Origin of the sequence: Xylanivirga thermophila, from assembly GCF_004138105.1 — a bacterium.
Taxonomy (GTDB): domain Bacteria; phylum Bacillota; class Clostridia; order Caldicoprobacterales; family Xylanivirgaceae; genus Xylanivirga; species Xylanivirga thermophila.
Genome location: NZ_RXHQ01000015.1, coordinates 1 through 20,290 on the forward strand (window position 1 = coordinate 1; position 20,290 = coordinate 20,290).

At 33.0% G+C, this 20,290-nt stretch carries 25 protein-coding genes, 1 tRNA gene, 1 other RNA gene and 1 riboswitch; of the genes, 21 read left to right on the plus strand and 6 right to left on the minus strand.

Features of this window, described 5'->3' with window-relative positions; genetic code table 11:
• Nucleotides 1-286 precede the first annotated feature (286 nt).
• Both EJN67_RS08140 and EJN67_RS08145 read left to right on the plus strand, forming a co-directional pair.
• Entirely contained in the window at nt 287-1,195 is a 909-nt protein-coding gene (locus tag EJN67_RS08140; RefSeq protein WP_129723841.1) for a carbohydrate ABC transporter permease, read from the plus strand.
• A gap of 94 nt (nt 1,196-1,289) precedes the next feature.
• Entirely contained in the window at nt 1,290-2,966 is a 1,677-nt protein-coding gene (locus EJN67_RS08145) for an extracellular solute-binding protein (protein ID WP_129723842.1), read from the plus strand.
• Between the two features lie 44 nt (nt 2,967-3,010).
• On the opposite strand, the gene EJN67_RS08150 is transcribed toward EJN67_RS08145, so the two are convergent.
• From EJN67_RS08150 to EJN67_RS08165, 4 genes are all read right to left on the minus strand, one after another.
• On the minus strand, nt 3,011-3,832 hold the full coding sequence (locus EJN67_RS08150; RefSeq protein ID WP_129723843.1) for an ADP-ribosylglycohydrolase family protein: 822 nt from the start codon (nt 3,830-3,832) through the stop codon (nt 3,011-3,013).
• A gap of 214 nt (nt 3,833-4,046) precedes the next feature.
• Nucleotides 4,047-4,141 (minus strand) — tRNA-Ser (locus tag EJN67_RS08155).
• Nucleotides 4,142-4,293: 152 nt separating this feature from the next.
• Nucleotides 4,294-4,479, minus strand: a complete 186-nt coding sequence (locus EJN67_RS08160) for an aspartyl-phosphate phosphatase Spo0E family protein (RefSeq protein ID WP_129723844.1) — start codon at nt 4,477-4,479, stop codon at nt 4,294-4,296.
• 144 nt (nt 4,480-4,623) lie between these two features.
• Nucleotides 4,624-5,007, minus strand: coding sequence for a hypothetical protein (locus EJN67_RS08165; RefSeq protein ID WP_129723845.1), 384 nt, complete (start codon nt 5,005-5,007; stop codon nt 4,624-4,626).
• 234 nt (nt 5,008-5,241) lie between these two features.
• Between EJN67_RS08165 and EJN67_RS08170 the strand changes: the two genes are divergently transcribed.
• Nucleotides 5,242-5,616 (plus strand): DUF2089 domain-containing protein, encoded by a 375-nt coding sequence (locus EJN67_RS08170; RefSeq protein WP_129723846.1) that lies wholly within the window; start codon nt 5,242-5,244, stop codon nt 5,614-5,616.
• 5 nt (nt 5,617-5,621) lie between these two features.
• Nucleotides 5,622-6,035, plus strand: coding sequence for a DUF3842 family protein (locus tag EJN67_RS08175; RefSeq protein WP_129723847.1), 414 nt, complete (start codon nt 5,622-5,624; stop codon nt 6,033-6,035).
• 40 nt (nt 6,036-6,075) lie between these two features.
• Here the strand turns inward: EJN67_RS08175 and EJN67_RS08180 are convergent, their stop codons facing one another.
• Nucleotides 6,076-6,600, minus strand: coding sequence for an ECF transporter S component (locus tag EJN67_RS08180; protein WP_129723848.1), 525 nt, complete (start codon nt 6,598-6,600; stop codon nt 6,076-6,078).
• A gap of 614 nt (nt 6,601-7,214) precedes the next feature.
• Nucleotides 7,215-7,312, plus strand: a riboswitch (THF riboswitch).
• 71 nt (nt 7,313-7,383) lie between these two features.
• Here EJN67_RS08180 and EJN67_RS08190 point away from each other — a divergent pair.
• From EJN67_RS08190 to EJN67_RS14245, 17 genes are all read left to right on the plus strand, one after another.
• Nucleotides 7,384-7,923, plus strand: coding sequence for a folate family ECF transporter S component (locus EJN67_RS08190; RefSeq protein ID WP_129723850.1), 540 nt, complete (start codon nt 7,384-7,386; stop codon nt 7,921-7,923).
• A 168-nt stretch (nt 7,924-8,091) separates the two neighbouring features.
• Nucleotides 8,092-8,357: signal recognition particle sRNA large type (gene ffs, locus EJN67_RS08195), an RNA gene on the plus strand.
• Between the two features lie 115 nt (nt 8,358-8,472).
• A complete protein-coding gene (gene dnaX, locus EJN67_RS08200; protein ID WP_165000801.1) occupies nt 8,473-10,119 on the plus strand; it encodes a DNA polymerase III subunit gamma/tau in 1,647 nt (548 codons plus the stop codon).
• A gap of 94 nt (nt 10,120-10,213) precedes the next feature.
• Nucleotides 10,214-10,549, plus strand: a complete 336-nt coding sequence (locus EJN67_RS08205) for a YbaB/EbfC family nucleoid-associated protein (protein WP_129723852.1) — start codon at nt 10,214-10,216, stop codon at nt 10,547-10,549.
• A gap of 16 nt (nt 10,550-10,565) precedes the next feature.
• Complete coding sequence (gene recR / locus EJN67_RS08210; RefSeq protein WP_129723853.1) at nt 10,566-11,165, plus strand: recombination mediator RecR; 600 nt, start codon at nt 10,566-10,568, stop codon at nt 11,163-11,165.
• 231 nt (nt 11,166-11,396) lie between these two features.
• A complete protein-coding gene (locus tag EJN67_RS08215) occupies nt 11,397-11,639 on the plus strand; it encodes a hypothetical protein (protein WP_129723854.1) in 243 nt (80 codons plus the stop codon).
• Between the two features lie 928 nt (nt 11,640-12,567).
• Nucleotides 12,568-12,693, plus strand: coding sequence for an erythromycin resistance leader peptide (locus EJN67_RS08220; RefSeq protein ID WP_129723892.1), 126 nt, complete (start codon nt 12,568-12,570; stop codon nt 12,691-12,693).
• A gap of 57 nt (nt 12,694-12,750) precedes the next feature.
• On the plus strand, nt 12,751-13,482 hold the full coding sequence (erm(A), locus tag EJN67_RS08225; RefSeq protein WP_129723855.1) for a 23S rRNA (adenine(2058)-N(6))-methyltransferase Erm(A): 732 nt from the start codon (nt 12,751-12,753) through the stop codon (nt 13,480-13,482).
• 248 nt (nt 13,483-13,730) lie between these two features.
• On the plus strand, nt 13,731-14,312 hold the full coding sequence (locus EJN67_RS08230; RefSeq protein WP_129723856.1) for a DUF1989 domain-containing protein: 582 nt from the start codon (nt 13,731-13,733) through the stop codon (nt 14,310-14,312).
• Nucleotides 14,313-14,357: 45 nt separating this feature from the next.
• The gene (locus tag EJN67_RS08235) at nt 14,358-14,732 is read left to right on the plus strand and encodes a DUF3795 domain-containing protein (RefSeq protein ID WP_129723857.1); all 375 of its coding nucleotides are present in this window, start codon (nt 14,358-14,360) and stop codon (nt 14,730-14,732) included.
• A gap of 206 nt (nt 14,733-14,938) precedes the next feature.
• Complete coding sequence (locus tag EJN67_RS08240; RefSeq protein ID WP_129723858.1) at nt 14,939-15,412, plus strand: GNAT family N-acetyltransferase; 474 nt, start codon at nt 14,939-14,941, stop codon at nt 15,410-15,412.
• 66 nt (nt 15,413-15,478) lie between these two features.
• Nucleotides 15,479-16,135: a class I SAM-dependent methyltransferase gene (locus EJN67_RS08245; RefSeq protein ID WP_207207997.1), complete on the plus strand. Its 657-nt coding sequence runs from the start codon at nt 15,479-15,481 to the stop codon at nt 16,133-16,135.
• Nucleotides 16,122-16,682 carry a GNAT family N-acetyltransferase gene (locus tag EJN67_RS08250; RefSeq protein ID WP_165000802.1) on the plus strand — a complete coding sequence of 187 codons (561 nt, stop codon included), beginning with the start codon at nt 16,122-16,124 and terminating at the stop codon, nt 16,680-16,682. Before EJN67_RS08245 ends, EJN67_RS08250 begins: the two co-directional genes overlap by 14 nt.
• A 119-nt stretch (nt 16,683-16,801) precedes the next feature.
• Nucleotides 16,802-16,987, plus strand: a complete 186-nt coding sequence (locus EJN67_RS08255; RefSeq protein ID WP_129723860.1) for a hypothetical protein — start codon at nt 16,802-16,804, stop codon at nt 16,985-16,987.
• Between the two features lie 102 nt (nt 16,988-17,089).
• Complete coding sequence (locus EJN67_RS08260; RefSeq protein ID WP_129723861.1) at nt 17,090-17,656, plus strand: hypothetical protein; 567 nt, start codon at nt 17,090-17,092, stop codon at nt 17,654-17,656.
• 104 nt (nt 17,657-17,760) lie between these two features.
• Nucleotides 17,761-18,279, plus strand: coding sequence for a VanZ family protein (locus EJN67_RS08265; RefSeq protein ID WP_129723862.1), 519 nt, complete (start codon nt 17,761-17,763; stop codon nt 18,277-18,279).
• 353 nt (nt 18,280-18,632) lie between these two features.
• On the plus strand, nt 18,633-19,010 hold the full coding sequence (locus EJN67_RS14245; protein ID WP_243641260.1) for a DUF6438 domain-containing protein: 378 nt from the start codon (nt 18,633-18,635) through the stop codon (nt 19,008-19,010).
• A 618-nt stretch (nt 19,011-19,628) separates the two neighbouring features.
• Here the strand turns inward: EJN67_RS14245 and EJN67_RS08275 are convergent.
• Nucleotides 19,629-20,021, minus strand: coding sequence for a four helix bundle protein (locus EJN67_RS08275; protein ID WP_129723863.1), 393 nt, complete (start codon nt 20,019-20,021; stop codon nt 19,629-19,631).
• Nucleotides 20,022-20,290: the final 269 nt, after the last annotated feature.

The following is a 20,290-nucleotide window of genomic DNA, read 5'->3' on the forward strand; positions in this document are numbered from 1 at the left end:
AAGGGAAGTAATGGTAAGTAGAATTGGAAATTTTAAAGTGAATATTAATCAAAAAGTAGGGGTGAAGCTAAAAAGCCGAACCTTGAAATAAAGTAAGATTAAGCTCTTCGAGTTTTCGAGAGCCTACCTATGTATATAGGGAGGGACTTATGTCAGGTAATTTTAGTTCCGGGACGGCAATCGGCCTTTTTACGTCTTTAATTAACTTTGCTCTTCTTTATGCAGCAAACGCCATAAGTCGTAAATATACAGAGTATGCATTATGGTAAGGGGAGGATATAAGATTATGGGAAAAAGAAATTACAATCAAAATGCAATAAAAGAGGGGTCCCCAATTGCTGATTTCTTTATTTATTTTTTTACAATATTTATATGCATAATAACATTATATCCGTTTTACTATGTAGTTATCATGTCTGTTAGTGATCCTGTAAGGGTGGCAGCAATGGATGTATATTTATATCCGAAGGGGTTTCAGTTAGGGTCATATGGGCTTATTGTAAGAGATGCAAAGATGTGGTGGGCATATCTAAATACATTGATATATGTTGGAGCCGGTACGGCACTTACGCTTTTAACTTCTGTTCTAGGTGCTTATCCTTTAAGCGTAAAGAATCTTCCAGGCAGGAAATGGCTGGTTAGATATTTAATTTTTCCTATGTATTTTGGTGGTGGTTTGATCCCTACATTTTTACTGGTGAACAAGCTTGGTCTATACAATACCAGATGGGCAATTATAATACCTGGAGCAGTAAGTATATGGTATATAATTCTTGTAAGGACGTATTTTATGACTGTACCAGACTCTATAAAGGAATCAGCTTTTATAGATGGTGCGAGTCATATTCAACTGCTTTTTAAAATAATAGTACCCATATCAAAGCCGATACTGGCGGTAATCGCCATATATACCATAGTGGGTATATGGAACAGTTGGTTTGGTGCTTTGGTATATCTGCCAAATGAAAAATTGCATCCTCTACAGATGTATTTGTATCGTGTTTTAGTACAGCAAACAGTAGATCTTAAAGAATTGGCCTTTGATGAGGCGGCCAGTGCAACTAAAAAAATATTTTCCAATATACAGCTTAAATATTCCATAATAGTGTTTACTACTTTACCTATAATATTTACCTATCCTTTCTTCCAGAAATATTTTATAAAAGGGGTAATGCTAGGTTCTTTAAAAGAATGATTGATGGGATATTGTATATTTGATTTTCTATTCTGCGTTAAATAAAAATAGACGCAGGTTATAAAAAAATCATTATATAGGGAGGAATGTAATAATGAAAAGATCAAAAACTTTAATAATCTTTTTATTGGTCTTTAGTCTGATGCTTACCTCTGTTGCATGTGGCAAAAAAAGCGGAGAGGATACATCAAATTCGAGTTCAAAGGTAGAAGATAACAAAAAAGATGACGATACTAAGAAAGTGGAAGATGACAAAAAAGAAGAGAAGGCTAAACTCCATCTACTTGGGCCCGATAAAGGTGGGGACATAAAGTTTGCTGATAGGGAAAAGTACCCTGTTTGGAAAGAAGTACAGAAGCTTCTTGACGCAGCTAACTTAGACCTAGAATATGAAATAGTACCAGCGGAACAATATAAAGTTGTTATCCAGACACGAATGGCATCGGCAAGTGATTTACCTGATATTGCAAATGTCTCTCCTTTAGATGATACCACAGTATTAAATCTTGCTAGACAAGGTGTAATACTTGAGCTTAATTCACTTGCTGATGAGCATAGCAATGGAAATATAAAAAAATTCTATAATGAATATTTTCCCTACGCAAAGCAGTTAACTACTTCGCCTGATGGAAAGATGTACTGGTTTAGTAATCTTCATAAGAAGCTATATAAAGGAACGGAACCAGCACCAGTGGCCTTGACTATGAATATTAGGAAGGATTGGCTTGATAAACTTAATATTCCTGTACCTACTACTGCTGATGAATATTTTAATGCATTAAAGACTATGCGGGATAAGGATGCTAATGGTAATGGTCAAAAAGATGAGATACTCATATATGATCCTGCCAGATTTAATGGTGCTATAGCTCAATGGTTTGGTCTTGGTATAGATATAACGGCTGTTGATATGGAAAATAAGAAAGTAGTATCTCCTTGGTATCAAGAAGGCGTAAAAGACTATTTTAAATATTTACAAAGATTAGTTAAAGAAAATATAATAGATGCTAGTCTAATTGGTGCTGGTTCAGAAGAAGTTCAGCAAAAGATTACGGAAAATAAAACAGCTTCTATAACTGATTATAATCTGGAAACATATAGAGAACCAACCATAGAAGGTGGGGGCGAATATATGCCACTTATGCCTCTTAAAGCTGTGGATGGTATAGAGCCTGCAGCCCAGTTAGAATCACCTTTCTTGGTATGGCAAAAGTTTGCTGTGACGAAAAATTGCAAAAATCCCGAGGCAGCTATTGCATTTTTTGATATTATATATTCGGAAGAGTATGCAGACTTACTATTTTGGGGAATTGAGGGTTTAACATATGAAGTTGGAGATGATGGGGTTAAGAAATTTAAGGATATAACCGGATCGTTTGATACTCAACTGGCAAATGAAGGGAAAATTGCAGGACAACAAGTTTTTGGCGATACTGTTTTTCCAAGGGTACAATTTGCTAATTTAGAGTATGAATTACAGGGACGTCCTGAATATAAGACTAATCATCAATTAGAAATAATGACGTACAAACCATATTTCTACAATAAAAATTATCTGGCTATTCCTGATGATGATCAGCTAGAGAAAAAGACACAAATACTTAACGATATAACAACATACTCTGAAGAATTAGCAACAAAACTTGCTTTAGGACAAAAATCTCTCGATGATTGGGATAAGTATATGGCTGATCTTAAAGAATTAGGGCTTGATGAGCTTATTGAGATAGATCAACAGCTATTGGATAGATATTTTAGCTTAGAGAAATAGAGGGATAAAAAATATGCTAGTCTGTATACAGACTAGCATATTTTTTATGATAATTCTTTACTTAGAAATGCATTCCATTCATCATAAATAGCACGAAGGTCGGTATCAAGAAAAGCAAGAGCTTTTTCTTCGATGTTTTTAGGGACACCGTAATATGCTTGTGCAATAGATCCTGTTATAGCCGCTAAGGTATCGCTGTCACCTCCAACGGAAACGGCAGTACGGATTGCGTCTTCAAAGGAAATAGACTCCAAGAATGCCTCAATGGCTTGTGGTACAGTTTCTTGGCAGGTTTCGTTGAATTTATATGTATCTCTGATTTCGTCTATGGTAAAACTTAGGGGATAGTAGGAGGTGTCTATTTTTTTACGGATTTCGTTTTTAGCAACTCCCTGTCGGGCCATGAAAATTGCCACGACAACTGCTTCAGCACCTTTTATACCTTCTGGGTGATTATGTGTTATCCGTGTTATGATTTCGGATAGTCTTTTTGCTTCACTTTCAGTTTTTGCAATGAAGCCCGCGGGACTTATACGCATGGCTGCACCATTGCCGAAACTATTGTATGGTCTAGGGTTCTCACTGAAAATCCATTGGGAGAACATTCCCCCATAACCACAGTTTGGGTAATTACCTCCGATTTTTTGCATATACTTGATAGTCATCTTTTCAAGAAGTTTGTCATATTCGCCAACAGAAATGCCTTTAATCTTTTCTGTTTCCATAATAGCCTTTGCCACTGCAAGGGTCATGATGCTATCATCGGTTGCTTGGCAATTATCTGTAAATAGTTTAAAATTCTTATCCCGATAATTGGTGAATTCAAAACGGGATCCAACGATATCACCTATGATTGCACCTATCATTAATATACCTCCTTATATAATTGTGGTTTTATATCTATTTACTTTATATTTTATGGCTAACTTTTTACAATTTATAAATTCATATAGGATAGATGAAAAATTCCATGTTTATAAAAAGTTCAGTGGATTAAAAAGGTTTTGCACAAAATTCAGTTTTATTATAATTTTTAGGGAAGTAAAAGGGCTACAGAAAAAACACTGTAGCCCTTAATATTGGCGGAGAGAGAGGGATTCGAACCCTCGAACGGAATTTGAGTCCCGTTACACGATTTCCAGTCGTGCGCCTTCAACCAACTCGACCATCTCTCCATGTAATATTGGTTTACCTATAAATCAATTATTATTTTATGACGCTTATATAGTATACAATGCTGAGCAAAAAAAATCAAGAGGTTTTAAAATAAATGCGTCAAGATATTAAAATTGCCTATCTTGACGCATTTACCTGCCTTAAAATTGAATTAATGATTTTTAGCTTCCTTATTAGTCTTTTCTGTTAGTTTTAAATATTCGACTATGAGGTTGTCCAGCTTTTTGCTAATATTTACTAGTTTCTCATCTGTTAAATGTCCATTTTGATTTTTTATTATGTTATTTAGTTTGGTTTGTAGGGTAATAATTTCTAGGCGCAATTCATTTATAGCCATTATTATTCCCCCTCCCCCAATGACTATAAAAGCCCTAAAATCTTACCAGTTAGTTTTTTATCTTCCATATTCTAGTATATATGAAGAATATAATATAGTCAATGTTTTTGAATATATTTTTATATTAAATTCTTGATCAATTTGCTATATTAAGTATTGGATATTATTTCCGTCCTCATTAATATAATCTATAATAGACTTATTAGTATTTAAATCTATAAATAATGTACAGCGTTTATCATCATTTTGCCATGAAAGACGTACTTTATCCTTTGTACAATTTAGGACCTTAAATTCTCCATTAAAACTAGGATACTTATTTCTAAATCTTATAAGCTTAAAAAGCCTCTTAACAACCTCTCTATTAATCTCCTTATCTATTTCATTAATACTGTAATTATGGCGGTTTATTGCGTGGCTATCAGTATTATTTTTTAATGATTCATAGTCATTTGCTCCTGCCAATGCACCTACATAATAAACCTGTGGTACCCCTGGAGTGAAGAACTGAATAGCTCTAGCCGCCAAATATGCATTGTCATCATTGTTAGGTTATAAGTTGTACTTTGTTTTTTATCGATACTTTGTAAACCTCAACTTAGTTATTTGGTAAATTTTGAGCTAAGGTTTATAAATTTTAAACAATAGTGAACATAATTAAGGTTGAAGTAATGAAAATTAATTTTAAACCTATAAATGCTAAGACTCTATTTCCCTTTTTAAAAATATGGGTATAATATAGGGGTAGAGGGGATGATATGCATGAAATATAAGATAATAACTAAGTGCCCAGTATGCGAGGAAGAGCTTGAAGTAACAACTCTGGTATGTCCAGGCTGTAGTACTAAATATGAGGGGCATTTTGTGTTAGATAAATTTAGTTATCTTACGGCAGAGCAAAAGTATTTTATAGAAATCTTTTTAAAGTGCAGGGGAAATATAAAAGAAGTAGAAAAGGAACTGAATATTTCCTATCCTACAGTTAGAAGTAGATTAAATGATATTATTTATAGCCTTGGATATGACATATCAGGAGGATCTGAGAAGTCTGATGTAGATAAAGACAAGATATTGGACATGCTTGATAATGGGGAAATATCGGCAAATGAAGCTATAAAAATCCTAAAAGGTCGGTGATTTAGGTGAATATAGGGGTAATGGATGCTCAGGGTGCTGGATTAGGTCAGAGTGTTATAAAGCGCCTAAGACATGAGATTGGAGATCTTGTATATATAATTGCGCTAGGTACTAATAATGCAGCGACAGCTAATATGTTAAAGGCGGGAGCTGATTTAGGTATAACGGGGGAAGAGGATATTTGTTTATTTTGTAGGAAAAATACTATAGATGCTTTAATAGGTCCAGTGGGGATTATGTGTAGTGGAGGTATAAATGGGGAGATAACAGCATCTATTTCAATGGCTGTATTTGAAATGGAGTGTATTAAATATATAATTCCATTAAGAAAACATGGTATATATATACCAGGGACTCGAGAATTGCAGATAAAGGATATAATAAATGAAATAGTACAGGATATAAAAAAAACGATATAATATTGAATCTAGATTCAATATTATATCTAAAAAATTTCTATCACCCATTTAGATTTGCTGGTTCTTTATTTTTTTCAAGCATTTTAACTATAAAAGGAATAATTGCTATTTGTATTATAATGCCCCATATTGGTTTAACGAATGATGAAACTAAAAAGGCTTTAAATAGGAATTCTTCTCCCTTTGTTGCTAGCAATATATAATTTACTATGCCATAAACCGCCCGGCCAGCTAACATAGCGATTATTAAGGATAGATATACATTTAGATGCTTCGATTTATATGTATATCCTGATATTGCACCGTATGTAGCAAGCTCGAAAGCCATGGCTAGTGCCATAGGGTATATGGGTGGCATTCCTGTTAAAAGTGAATTTAAAAAAGGTGTTATAAATCCTACGATTAGCCCGTATCTGGTGCCTAACAAAAAGCCACAGAGTAATACAGGTATATGCATGGGCAATAAGATTGACCCACCAATACCTGCTAAATGGAAAATATAAGGTATTATTATACCAAGGGCCAAAAAAAAGCTGGCCTTTACTAAATTAGATGTTTTATTCATTATGTTCCCTCCTGTTTTGTAAATATTGTAAATACATAAAAAGGCAGAGAATAAAATTCTCTGCCTTCGTGGCGTAAAAATATTGAGTTTTATATCTTAAAAATTCATGCTAAATGATTATAAATTTTCGTAATTTACAATCACGCACATTATACCAATTATTAGATATAAATGCAAGCCTATTTACTTTATTTAATAAAGTTGTAAATATGAAAAATTGTCAATATAACTGACATTATAATTAAAGATATAAAACAGTTTCCCATAATTTCTTCTGCGCCTTCATTGTCTTTCTCTCCCATCTTAATAGATGCCCTTGGTGATCCTCCTTTATATTTTTTTATTATTTGGAAGTAGATATAAAAGATATTAGCTTCTTTTCTATAGAAAGACATCATTACACCCCTTCCTAATATAGTTCAAAATTAAACTATTTTATAATTCACTTCTGACAGTATTACTACGAAGTCACCATTACTTGTATTGATGTTAATTTACTACTTGTTAAAAGAGGGTATATCTGTTAGAATGTAAGCATAGTTAATGATAACTTTTTATAAGGGTTATCATAAATCTGGCAGGGTATATCCTGCTAACTAACATTAACAATAAAAGGCAGAGTAGGTGTGCTCGCGTTAAGTGCTAAGGGATGGGACGTTGCCCTTGGACGAAAAGCATAAAATGCTTGCGGTGGGACATCGCGTTCGCTGTCACATCAATAGAAGATGATCTTCTTTTCATTTGATGTGCCAGTACTGTCAAAAAATGGAGAGGAGATTTTTTATGCAAAAAATGTCTACTAGGGAGATGGTATATCTCTCACTTCTTATTGCCCTTAATATTGTTCTGACGCGTATTGCAAGTATCAGGATAAACATTGGCGGGGCAGAGGTCGTTAGAATAGGTTTTGGAGGATTTCCGATTATTTTAGCTGGTATTATGTTTGGACCATCTGCGGGAGGTATCGTGGGGGCTATTGGTGATATAATTGGGTATTGGATAAATCCCATGGGACCCTACATGCCACATTTTACATTAACAGCTGCCCTAACGGGTATTATACCAGCTCTTGTGTTGAAGCCGTTTAAAAAACATCCCTTTTCCTTATGGCAGCTAATATTAGCTATTGCCATAGGCCAGACAATAACGTCCATTATAATGGTTCCCTATTTTATGCAGAGACTTTTTAAAGTACCAATGATTATGACAGTTCCAGGGAAGATAAAGGGACAGGCATTTCATGTACCTATATATGCATTTATGGCCAAGGTAATCATGGGCAGATTATCGGTAGTAGTGCATGGTCAGGGAAAATCTTTATAATTTATGGTTTTAGAGGGTAAACTTTGATTTGTAAGGCGAATAATAATATAGAGTTATGAATTAAAGATAGCTTGAATTTTCTGTGTATGAAATATATGGTCGTAAAATTTCCTTGCAAAATGGGTATATATATAGTAAAATAGCCTTATGACAAAGTTAAAAAGTTTGCCGTGCTAGACGGGGAGGTAGCGGTGCCCTATTCCCGCAATCCGCTATAGCGGGGTTGAATTCCTACCGTAGGCTGGTGTCTGTGAGGTTCTGGCCCGCGTAAGTGGCAAAGATGATTGGGTCCTACGCAACGGGAATCTATGAACCCTGTCAGATCCGGAAGGAAGCAGCAGTAAGTGGACACTCTCGTGTGCCGCAGGGTAGCCTGGTCGGAGTTAACTGCGTGGTTACCGCTTGTAGTCATTTAGTCGAGGGTAGGTGCACGGCACTTAAAATTTATAAGCCATGTATAAAATCATGGCTTATATTATTTTTGGCTACCCATTTTGGGATGTTTTATGTTATCATTAGTTTAACAAAGGACAAAAGCAGGTGATTTTTTTGGAATATACTGCATTGTATCGGCAATGGCGGCCAGAAACATTTGATGATATGGTAGGTCAAGACTCCATTGTGCGTACATTGAAGAATCAGATAAAGAGTGGACGTATTGCCCATGCGTATCTTTTTTGCGGTTCAAGGGGGACTGGCAAGACCAGCGCTGCTAAAATACTTGCCAGGGCAGTCAATTGCATATCTCCTAAGGATGCTAGCCCCTGCGGTGAATGTAGGGTGTGTAAGCAACTGAAAGATGGCAATAATATGGATATAATTGAAATAGATGCTGCTTCCAATAACGGGGTAGATGAGATAAGGGACCTTAGGGATAAGGTGAAATATCCACCTACTGTAGGTAGATATAAGGTGTATATAATAGATGAGGTGCATATGTTGTCCATAGGTGCATTTAATGCCCTTTTAAAGACTCTTGAAGAGCCTCCCGCCCATGTTATATTCATACTGGCTACGACAGAACCTCATAAATTACCTTCCACTATTATATCTAGATGTCAGAGGTTTGATTTTAAGCGCATACCCCATAGAGTAATAATGGAAAGATTAGAGATGATTGCACAGGCATCTAGTTTTAATATAGATGAAGAAGCAATAGATACCATTGCTAGGTGGTCAGAGGGCGGTATGAGAGATGCTTTAAGCCTTATGGACGAATGTGTAGGCTTTTGTGGAGAACATATTTCAAATAGCGATGTACTTGCTATTTTGGGCACTGCTGATCAGAGATTTATATTTGAATTTGCTGATAATATGCTAGAAAATAATGTATCGGCATTATTTGAAATGATAAATGATATTATAGAAGATGGGAAGAATATATCGGTATTTCTAAAAGATATCATATATCATATGAGAAATCTTATGCTAATAAAGGTATGCGGTGTAAAAAATGACCTTTTGGATATGAGCGATGCTACATTAAAAGACTATGGGTTACAAGCTCAAAGGGCTAGTATAGAAAAGATAACGCGGATTGTGGATATACTTACAGGGTTGGATAGTCAATTAAAATGGAGTACTCAGCCTAGGGTGCTTTTAGAACTAGCTATGGTTAAGATATGTAGACCGGATGAGGAGCAATCATATGAGGCTATAATAGAAAGGCTTAAGGCTTTAGAACAGGGCATGGTATCAATACCTAAACAACCGCAGGTTATGCAGCAGAATAAAGAGAAAAAGGTTGCTAAACCAAAGGAAGAGGCGGGAGAGCGAAAAAAAGAGGTACAAAAAAAAGAAAAAACGGCTGATAAAATAAACAGTAAAAAAGCTGTAAGTACACAGAATAATGGCAAAAGTATAGAAGAATCATGGCCGGATATAATGAATGAGATAAAGAAAGAGCGCATGCCTATATATACATTACTCAGGGAGGCAAAGGTAAGTCAATCCGGTGAAGGAAAAGTTATATTGAAATTTGCACCTGATCAGGGATTTTATGCTGCTGCCATTGAGATGGATGATAAAAGGACTTTTATACAGGATATGATATATAAGATGACAGGCAAAAATGTAATTGTTGCTTGTCAACTAGGAGAGTCTTCTAATACATCAGATGAAGACGACGATGTGGTGAAGAAGGCTATAGAAATATTTGGAGAACAGTTTGTTGAAGTAGTTGAAGAGGATGATTAGGCATAATATAATAGTATATATTAAATAGCAAACCTATATTATAATAAAATAGAGGAATTAATTACCTATTAAAATTGAAAGGGAGGATAATAGCATGGCAAGAGGCGGATTCCCTGGCATGGGGAATATGAATCAAATTATGAAGCAAGCTAAAAAAATGCAGGAACAGATGGAGAAGGTACAGCAGGAACTAGAGGAGCAGACAATAGAGACATCAGTAGGTGGTGGCGTAGTAACGGTAGTTGCTAATGGTAAAAAAGAGATAGTATCTATAACGATACAGCCTGAAGCGGTGGATCCTGATGATGTGGAAATGCTACAGGATCTTATATTAGCAGCAGTAAATGAATCATTGAGGAAGGTAGAGGAAATGGTACAAGAAAAGATGGGCAAATTAACAGGGGGTATGGGTATACCCGGATTATTCTAAAGAGGATGGTTTATTTATGGATTATTATATAGAACCAATTGCCAAGCTTATAAATGAGTTGTCAAAATTGCCAGGTGTAGGCAATAAAACGGCACAACGTTTAGCTTTTTATATAGTAAATATGTCCGATGATGAAGCTAAGGAACTTTCAAAATCCATAGTTGAGGTAAAAGGGAAGATCAAATACTGTTCAGTATGTGGTAACATAACCGATACGGATCCTTGTAATATATGTTCTAATACTAATAGGGATGTGTCTACTATATGTGTTGTAAAGGATGCTAAAGATGTAATAGCCATGGAGCGTACCAGAGATTTTCATGGAGTATATCATGTACTAAATGGTACTATATCACCTATGGAAGGTATTGGACCAGATGATATACGGATAAAGGAGCTTTTAATGCGTGTGCAGGATGAAGATATAAACGAAGTGATACTAGCTACTAACCCTGATGTGGAAGGGGAAGCAACTGCTGTATATATATCTAAACTTTTAAAACCGCTAGGCATAAAAACTACTCGTATTGCCCATGGTATACCTGTAGGTGGAGATCTGGAGTATGCAGATGAAGTGACTTTGTCCAAAGCTTTGGAGGGCAGGCGGGAGATGTGATGTGGATTACATATTTGTCTACATCAAATAAACTTCTTTCATTTTTTAAAATGTCTGAAGTGAAGCAAATAAAGTAGTGTTAGAAAACCATAGGGAAAAGGTATAAGGAATGCCTTGGAACTATGGTTTTTTTATTAGATTTTTTATTAGAAGAAAGAAGAGATGGCTTGGTTAAACCCATAAAAACCAATGGATGGAGAGATTGATTAGAAAAGAAAATGGACATGAGAAATGGATAAAAACCACTCATTCATCTTCATTCCAAAACATCATTTTATAAGTACTTTATTTTCGGTTTTTGAGGTAAAAATCAGGAAATGTAAGGACTTTAGAAGGGCAGGTTTAAGGGGAAAGGGGAAAAGAGGGAAAAATGGGAAAAATCAACAAGCCAGTGTTTATGGGTGTTTGAGGGGAATCTATGTGAGGACTTTGTTTGAAAAGGGAGGTTTGATTGTTTTAAGTGCACATAGATAGGATTAAGGATTTAGGGAAAAGGGGGACAGGAAATAATATTGCTGATATAGGTGTTTAATTAGTTGTTCTAATAGTAAAATAAAGTTGTAGTTTTATTACAAACAAGGAATAAGGAAGGTGTGGTGAATAAAGGGTTTAGGGGAGTTTTAAGAGTCAAGGGAAAAGGGGGTTATAGGGAAATTATGATAGGACTTTATTTAAATTATGTAAGAACTAGGGCCTTTTTTTCTGTTTCTACAAATATTGGGAAAACGATAAGAATCAGAAAACTCTGATTTTATCTAATAAAGTGCTTTCAAAAATAAAATAATGTTTTATTAAAATGGTTCTGTATTTGGCTTTTGATGATAAGACTAGGCGTTAAATTGTGAAAATTAGATTTAATGTAGGAAGAGATAAGGTAATTGGGGATATATGTAAGAAAAAGTAAGAACATTATTTAAACCTTAATAGGACATTGGATTATTCTTCTATTTCTAAAATTTAAACGAATGGATTTAGGAAATAGAAAAACAAAGTTTTAGGTGATAAAGTAGTGTCAATAGTAAAATAAAGTAGTGGTGTTGATAGGGATAGAAATTAGGGGAAGCAAGGATTATGTAAGGGTTAAGGGGATTTTATAGAAACAGGTATATGGGTAATGAAGTAAATTTTTGAAAGAACAATATTTAATTTATGGTAGAACTTGAGCGATTTTTTCTGTTTCTAAAAACTCTGAACGATGATTCTAGAAAAAGAAAAACAAATTTTAGATGGTAAAGTAATATCAATAATAAAATAATGTAATGGAATAAAGGCCTAAAGTAAGAAAAGACAAGACTGTTTATAAGGAATTGTGATTACAGCCTTTTCGTTTTCAATATCATAATTGAATAGAGATATTAAAAGTGATATAATCAGTGCGTAAGGAGGAGTAAAATATGTGTACATGTATTGCAGTAGTAGATACTACTTTATCTCGCTTATAATGAAAGGAATTGAAGGAGGTAAAGGTATGGGTATATTTGCCATATTTGTAATTGAGAGATTTCATTATCAACCAAACCAAAAATAATTGGTTATAGTGAACTCTTAAAATTAGTTCATTATAGTCGGCAAGGAGTAGGTTATAATGAAGCAAAAAAATCCAAAACATTCACAAAATTTTATTACATCTAAAAAGCATGTAAAAGAAATATTAAAATATACGAATATCACTAAACTAGATAATATAATAGAAATTGGGTCAGGAAAAGGACATTTTACTAAGGAACTTGTGAGAATAAGTCAATGGGTTAATGCTATAGAGATTGATGAAGGCTTATGTCATGCTACTGAAAAAGCAGTTGAGCCTTTTCGGAATATAAGAGTTATTCATGAAGACATATTGAAATTTAATTTTCCTAAAAGTACAGATTATAAAATATTTGGTAATATTCCTTATAATATTAGTACAGATATTGTAAAAAAAATCACTTTTGATAGCCAATCGAAATACAACTATCTTATTGTAGAGAGAGGCTTTGCTAAAAGGTTACAAAATACCCAACGGGCTTTAGGTTTGTTATTGATGGTAGAAATGGACATAAAAATTCTTAAAAAAGTTCCCCGAACATATTTTCATCCCAAGCCTAATGTAGACTCTGTACTGATTTTACTTGAAAGGCATAAACCATTAATTTTAAAGAAGGATATTAAAAAATATCATTTTTTTGTTTATAGATGGGTGAATAAGGAATATCATGTTCTTTTTACTAAGAACCAATTAAGACAGGCATTAAAGCATGCTAGGGTTTCTAATCCTGACAAAATATCTGACAAACAATTTTTATCAATTTTTAACAGTTATAAATTGTTTCAATAAATTTAATAAAAGTAAGCGTTCTTGAGATTTAGAGAACGCTTATTTTTATAAGTTTTATAAATTAACGCTATTATTACTTTTAATTATTTAAACATAACTATTATTTAACTTTTCGTATATCTGTATATAACTACGTCTCAGTAGATTAAAACGAAACAATATCCCTTGAAGATATGAGGTTAGATAAAAGATATATTTGAATTTTAGTATATGACACACTATAAATACTTTAGTGAGGAGCGATATTTATGAAAAGAGAATATTTAATAGAAGCATGTAGTGGAAAAGCAATTGAGGTAAATAAAAATGAAAAAATTACAATTATAGATATAGATGGAACACAAGTGGTTGATTTCTTTGCTGAATCTAAAAATACTCCTTTGGAATTTCTATCCACTGGAGTAACAATTGATTGTAATGAATCTTTAAAGTTAAAGGTAGGAGATACGATTTTTACTAATCTTTATAATCCCATGTTTAAATTGTTATTGGATGATGTAGGGGAACATGATTTGATTCACCCTTGTTGTAGACCAGAGATGTATGACTTTTTCTATCAAAATGGACAGGGCCATCGTAATTGCCTTGAAAATATAAATGGTTGCCTAAATGAACAACGACCAATCATTCATCCTGTTAATTTATTTATGTATACAAAAATAAATTCTGACGGAAGTATATCCGTTGAAAAGCCTATTTCAAGGCCTGGGGACAAAGTGGTTTTAAAAGCAGAAATGGATGTTCTTCTTGGAGTTGCTGCATGCAGTGTATCTGAAAGTAAGTGTAATGGTGGCAAGTGTTCTCCAATAAAAATTATAATTGAAGAATAACACTAAAATAGTTGTATTATTATCTATAGATAAAGGAGGAATCTATTGGAGAAATATGAAAGGTTATCTCTCTGTGGCTTATATTGTGGAGGTTGCAAGAACTACAAAGAGAATTTTAATTGCATGGGATGTAGAAATGAAAAGGAACTGGTTCATGATTGTCCTACCCGTCCATGCTGTATTAATAAAGGGCTACTTCATTGTGGGGAATGTACTGATTTCCCATGTAATGTGCTAAATGACTTCTATAACGATGGTTTACGACACCATGAATTGGCTTACAAAAATATGATAATGATTAAAGAGATAGGATTAGAGAAATGGCTTTTGGAGCAAGAAGAGTATACTTGCAAATGTGGAAGAAAAAAAGTATGGTTTGCAACAAAATGTACTGATGAAAATTGCCATACTGAAAGTTAACTTATTTTTTCACAATATATAGCAAATAATTATTGACAAGTTTATAAAAAATAGTATCTCAGTTGAAGGGTAAAAATATTGACGCAATTATGTTGAATACTGTTAAAAAATTCCCTGCATATACTTTTATTTAAAGAATGAATTTACTGAAATAGAATCCTCGCAACTATGAGTTTTGAAAAATAGATTAGGTGGCAAATAGTTATATGAAAATAAAAGAAATATATGATAAGAAAGTAAAAATAGAAATCTCTACAAGTATATTAGAATCTCTTCCTGAATGGTTTGGAATACCAGAATCCACACAGGAATACATAGATAATAGCAGTAACTTGCCGTTTTTCGTGGCATGTCATAAATCAAAAGCATTAGGCTTCATTTCTATTAAAGAAAACAACCAATATACTGTTGAGATTTATGTTATGGGGGTTCTTCCAGATTACCATAAACAAGGAATTGGGCGAGCCTTATTTAACATGGCTTTAAGGTGGGCTAAAAAACGAGGATATGAATTTATGCAAGTAAAGACCCTTGATGAATCACATCCTGACACTTATTATGCGGGAACAAGAAGATTTTATACCTCGGTCGGTTTTAAACCATTGGAGTGCCTTCCAGAGTTATGGGGAGAAGATAACCCTTGTTTGATAATGATTCAGCATATTGGTTATAAAAAATAGTATGATATAGTTTTTAAGCAAGTTAAAGTTCAACTAATTTATAAAAAGAACAGGAGAGCGTGAAATTTGTTAGATAATAAGGGATTTGATATGTGGGCAGATGGATATGATAGGAGCGTAAATCTTAGTGAAGAGGATAATGAGTATCCATTTGCAGGTTATAAAGATGTATTAAATTATATTTACAATCAGGTAAGAGACGAAAATAGTGCAAATGTTTTAGACATTGGATTTGGAACTGGGGTATTAACTACAAGGTTATATGATGCTGGTTACGCTATTACAGGTATCGACTTTTCAAGGAATATGATAGATATTGCCAGGGAGAAAATGCCTAATGCAACATTAATAGACTGGGACTTTTCCAAAGGGCTGCCTAATGAGATTGTAGATAGACGTTTTGACTATATCATTAGTACATATGCGATTCATCACTTAACGGAAAAAGAAAAGGAAGGTTTTATAAAATTACTTATAAATCTATTAAATGAAAAAGGAAAAATATTAATTGGAGATGTCTCTTTTGAAACAAGAAATGAATTGGAGACATGTAAAGAAAAATTTGATGAGTTATGGGATTATGATGAGATTTATTTTGTGGCTGATGAAATTATAAAAGATTTTGATGATAGATATTCCTGTGTATTTACTAAAATATCTCATTGTGCAGGGGTATTAACAATAAGTAATCAAAGTGATGGAGGAAGTTATGAGAATTCATAAGGATAACATTATAATTAGAAGTGCTACTAGCGATGATGCAATTCATTTAAATAAGTGGTGGAATGATGGTAAGGTTATGGAACATGCAGGCTTCCCAAATGGTATCGGTGAGTCTTTAGATGACACAGTTGCTAATATTAAGAGTTGGGAAGGTAAGTTAAGTCAGTTATGTATTATAGAAATTGATGGCAAACCTGTAGGTGAATTAAATTATAAAATTAAAGATGATAACGCGGTATATCCTGGATGGAAGATATGTGATTTAAATTATCAAGATAAAGGATATGGACCTAAAATGATTAAGATGTTATTTGAATTTATTTTTACAGATTCAAACATTAATTCTAAATTCCCAATAGATAGAATTGTATGGGATACTATGCTCGAAAATAAAAGAGCACAACACGTTTATGAAACTAAAATAGGTGCTAAGAAAATTGGTATACAAGAAAACGCGTGGAAAGACCAATTGGGAAATTGGCGAAGTACTGTTGACTATGAGATTACAAGACAGGATTTCTTTAAATTACAAAATGATAATAACTAAATAACCTTATATAGTGAGTTAACGATGATATTAAAAGTGTGTCGTGTTTGTATATAAATGTGACGTATGAATTGCCAGTTATCTATAGACATGTCAAAAGAAAGGAGGGAAACGAAGAAATGAAAATTAACAAGAACGCGAAGGTTGGAATAATGATAGAAATTGTTGCACTAGTCATAATGATACTTCTTGCACTGTTTAATAAAACTATTCCATCTGTATTAAGTTGGATTTTCGTAGTGGGTCTAGTGATTGCATTGTTTGGAGCATTAGTCGACTTATCAAAAAGAAGAAATAAATTCTAATAAGTATAGTTGTTACGCATTCTTCATAAATTGCGAAGAAAACAAAAGATTGATGGGATAAATTTATTTATCAAATATTAATATGGATGGAGTAAATTTATAATGAGAAAAATAGTCATAGGAATTTTATTTTTAATAACAATTATGTTGCTTGTTGCTTGTAATAACAATAATGAAGATGTAATGATAATTAGAGAAAGAGAGTTTTCAGAAGAAACGAAAAAAGTATTAAGTATGTTCGAAGACGAGATAGTGTTTTTTGATTATAAAGTTGACGAATCAATTAAGTCTATGTCAATAGATATTTGGACTTATGTTAATGGAGAATGGATAAAGGAAGGTGCAGTATTCGGAAATATTGAATCAAATAATGAACAGATTGCTATAAGAATAAACGACCTTTCTTATGATATATTTTTAATTAATGAAAATGGTCATACAAAGTCAAGTTACCCTAGTATAGTAGACTTTAATAATTCAAAAATGATGTCAAACTCTAGGCTTGATAATCCCACAGAGATTGAAGCAAATAGAGAAATCCCTTTATGGGTTAGATTGGGAACAAATAAAAATTCAATGACTTCTATTGCCTTAGGTGATTTTAGGGAATCCGATTGTGATACTGGATTAGCAGTAACAATAACCTTTTCCGATAAAGAAGTTGAATAAGGGACTTTTGATATCTGGGGTGGAGGAAGAACAAAAAGTTCTTGGATAAATGAACAATAGTTTCAATTCTGAATTTTATTTCTTACATAAAAAAAGGAGCAAATATGAGTAATAGTTTAAAAATCATTATAGACTTTGTAGCATTAGGCGTATTATATGGTGCTTACTTTTTTAATAAGTGGAGGTCAAAAGGTAAAGGTCATTTAGTTGTTAATACCCTTATGTATATCTACATATCACTTGTCTTATATTTAACCTTAATGCCAATTATTTGCTCTCTACCATTTATTTTTAATCATCCCTATGCTCCGATGTGTATAATACCTTTTGATGATTATTTTTCGGGAAGAGGAGATGCTCTTAGACAGATTATACTTAATATTATTATGATGATGCCTTTTGGGTTTTTACTGCCTATAGTAAAGAAGCAAAACTTATTATCGACTGTATTTTGGACATTTTTGTTTAGTTTAGGGATTGAAGTGACTCAACCTCTTATTAACGGTTTTCGCTCAGCAGACATAACAGATTTAATTACAAATACTTTGGGAGGTCTGTTGGGTTATTTGATATATTTAGTATTTAAACCACTAGTTAACAAGATATTGACTTACTTAAGGTAACATAAGAGATTCTTTTTTCTATTTGCAACTTAAAACATTATAAACATAAAATCATCGATAAACAGAAACGCAGGCTTTTATTTGTCTCACATCACTTATAAAATACGAATTAATTAATATATCACAAGTTAAAAATTGACTTATATACGTAGAGGATTGGGTTCGTGAAAAAACATCTAAATATGCAAACAAAGGATGGGCTATTGGACTTATAGGATAAAAATCCTAAAAGTCTTCAAAGTATAAAGTTGCTTGAAGGAGTTTGTCTTTCCCTCTAATTCAGGAAGTAAAGATTGAATGTAAGATGAAATACATCTTTTGGGAGATATGAGTTATCTAGTGGAGGAATATTAATGTTTAAATCAATACGCTTGGAAAGAACAATGTGTTATGGAACTTGTCCTGTTTATAGTGTACAGGTAGATAAGTACGGAAATGTAAACTACTATGGTGAAGCATTTGTTTACAAAGCAGGAGAGCATCAATGGAGGATATCAAAGAAAAAATTAGAACAATTAAATAATCTGATTGTAGACTTTGAATTTAAGTCATTTGAATATGAACCAGGAAAGGAAGTTATTACTGACCAGCCTTCTTGTATAACAACAGTAAAGTATCCCGATGGAGAAATTAAAGAAATTGACCATTACTACGGACATATTATGATTGATGATAGTCTAACAGCATTTGAAAAGAAGATAGAAAGAAAAATTGGTACTAAAAAAATGTAAATCCTAAATTATACATATATCAGATTGAAGAGAAGATTGAGGGACCATCAATTACTTATATAGTCATCTCTGCTTCAGAAAAAGAAGCCATCGATTTAGTAGAAAAGGATTGTACTAAAGAAGAATCACCTGGAGGGAGTGTACAGAAGATTGGTATTGCTACAGATGATTATTATGGACCAGTAATCATTATGAAAAGTTCTTAGTAGTTATAAAATACCAAGATATTAAATATCTAATGTAAGACTAAAAGCCCACTAAAATTTATGGGCTTTTATTAGTATATAGTTGCTTTCCATGCAAAGATAGCAAAGAAAAGATGAAGGAAAGCACCAAAAACAATATGTTCTTTAAAAAAAGGTCTTGTAGACGGGGTGGCCAAAATACAAACTAAATAAACAAGGTATAGGATTATCCAAGTTACAATGTATACTTTTATAAATTTTCTTTTACTAGAAAGTGACCTTTTCTCTTTCCATCGAGAATTATCAAACAGGATAATATATAGAGCAAGACTAAATAAAATTGCCAGCATGTAATAGTTTACCATGAAATTCCTCCATACTTTTAATGTCATATTATTAAAAGTAATTATGTAGGATTTCAAGTAAAATAATTCTAATCAAGGCTATAATCTGAATGAGATTTTAGTCTGTTTATATATCCATATAGCATTTTGATTATCTCAACTACTTTTTTGTCTAGATTATCATATTGCTCCTGCGAAATATAATTGTTTTGTAATGCAGTGATTAGGTGGGACCTTACCTCTCCAGCACTTCCGAGTGCAATACTCGCATAATTGATTTCTTTTCTAATGAATAATTGTGTGTTTCCTTCTGCAATATTTGCTGGGATAGCCCTTACTGCACGTATTAACTGGTCTACGAGCCTATATTGCTCATATGATGGAAAATTCTTAACTGACTTTCCTATCTCTTGCTCAAGTGAATTTGCTTTCTGCCATACTTTTAGTGTTCTAAAATCTTTTATAATTAAATTTCCGCTCATAAAATTCATCCTTTCCAATTAGTTTGACACATTATATGGACAGATAAATGGATATTCAAGTTTTGATAGGACTATTTTTTATAAAGGTATTACAATTAATAGGCAAAAAGGTTAAGGGGGTATGCTGAAGGCCTATATGTATTTGCTCCTTAATTCATCAGACCTTTCCCATATACCCTACATTAATTTTGTCGCTTAAAAATTTATATAGATACTGTTGCTTCAATGGATTAGAGGAATCTACTAAATACATATATATTATGAGATAA

What these genes read in the sequence shown, in the direction of transcription:
- EJN67_RS08145 (WP_129723842.1), top strand. Translation starts at nt 1,290, where the DNA reads ATGAAAAGATCAAAAACTTTAATAATCTTTTTATTGGTCTTTAGTCTG.
- EJN67_RS08180 (WP_129723848.1), bottom strand. Translation starts at nt 6,600, where the DNA reads ATGAATAAAACATCTAATTTAGTAAAGGCCAGCTTTTTTTTGGCCCTT.
- recR (WP_129723853.1), top strand. Translation starts at nt 10,566, where the DNA reads ATGGATTATTATATAGAACCAATTGCCAAGCTTATAAATGAGTTGTCA.
- EJN67_RS08205 (WP_129723852.1), top strand. Translation starts at nt 10,214, where the DNA reads ATGGCAAGAGGCGGATTCCCTGGCATGGGGAATATGAATCAAATTATG.
- EJN67_RS08215 (WP_129723854.1), top strand. Translation starts at nt 11,397, where the DNA reads ATGGATAAAAACCACTCATTCATCTTCATTCCAAAACATCATTTTATA.
- EJN67_RS08230 (WP_129723856.1), top strand. Translation starts at nt 13,731, where the DNA reads ATGAAAAGAGAATATTTAATAGAAGCATGTAGTGGAAAAGCAATTGAG.
- EJN67_RS08190 (WP_129723850.1), top strand. Translation starts at nt 7,384, where the DNA reads ATGCAAAAAATGTCTACTAGGGAGATGGTATATCTCTCACTTCTTATT.
- EJN67_RS08150 (WP_129723843.1), bottom strand. Translation starts at nt 3,832, where the DNA reads ATGATAGGTGCAATCATAGGTGATATCGTTGGATCCCGTTTTGAATTC.
- EJN67_RS08240 (WP_129723858.1), top strand. Translation starts at nt 14,939, where the DNA reads ATGAAAATAAAAGAAATATATGATAAGAAAGTAAAAATAGAAATCTCT.
- EJN67_RS08160 (WP_129723844.1), bottom strand. Translation starts at nt 4,479, where the DNA reads ATGGCTATAAATGAATTGCGCCTAGAAATTATTACCCTACAAACCAAA.
- EJN67_RS08275 (WP_129723863.1), bottom strand. Translation starts at nt 20,021, where the DNA reads ATGAGCGGAAATTTAATTATAAAAGATTTTAGAACACTAAAAGTATGG.
- EJN67_RS08250 (WP_165000802.1), top strand. Translation starts at nt 16,122, where the DNA reads ATGAGAATTCATAAGGATAACATTATAATTAGAAGTGCTACTAGCGAT.
- EJN67_RS08170 (WP_129723846.1), top strand. Translation starts at nt 5,242, where the DNA reads ATGAAATATAAGATAATAACTAAGTGCCCAGTATGCGAGGAAGAGCTT.
- EJN67_RS08140 (WP_129723841.1), top strand. Translation starts at nt 287, where the DNA reads ATGGGAAAAAGAAATTACAATCAAAATGCAATAAAAGAGGGGTCCCCA.
- EJN67_RS14245 (WP_243641260.1), top strand. Translation starts at nt 18,633, where the DNA reads ATGTTTAAATCAATACGCTTGGAAAGAACAATGTGTTATGGAACTTGT.
- EJN67_RS08255 (WP_129723860.1), top strand. Translation starts at nt 16,802, where the DNA reads ATGAAAATTAACAAGAACGCGAAGGTTGGAATAATGATAGAAATTGTT.
- EJN67_RS08260 (WP_129723861.1), top strand. Translation starts at nt 17,090, where the DNA reads ATGAGAAAAATAGTCATAGGAATTTTATTTTTAATAACAATTATGTTG.
- EJN67_RS08265 (WP_129723862.1), top strand. Translation starts at nt 17,761, where the DNA reads ATGAGTAATAGTTTAAAAATCATTATAGACTTTGTAGCATTAGGCGTA.
- EJN67_RS08220 (WP_129723892.1), top strand. Translation starts at nt 12,568, where the DNA reads ATGTATTGCAGTAGTAGATACTACTTTATCTCGCTTATAATGAAAGGA.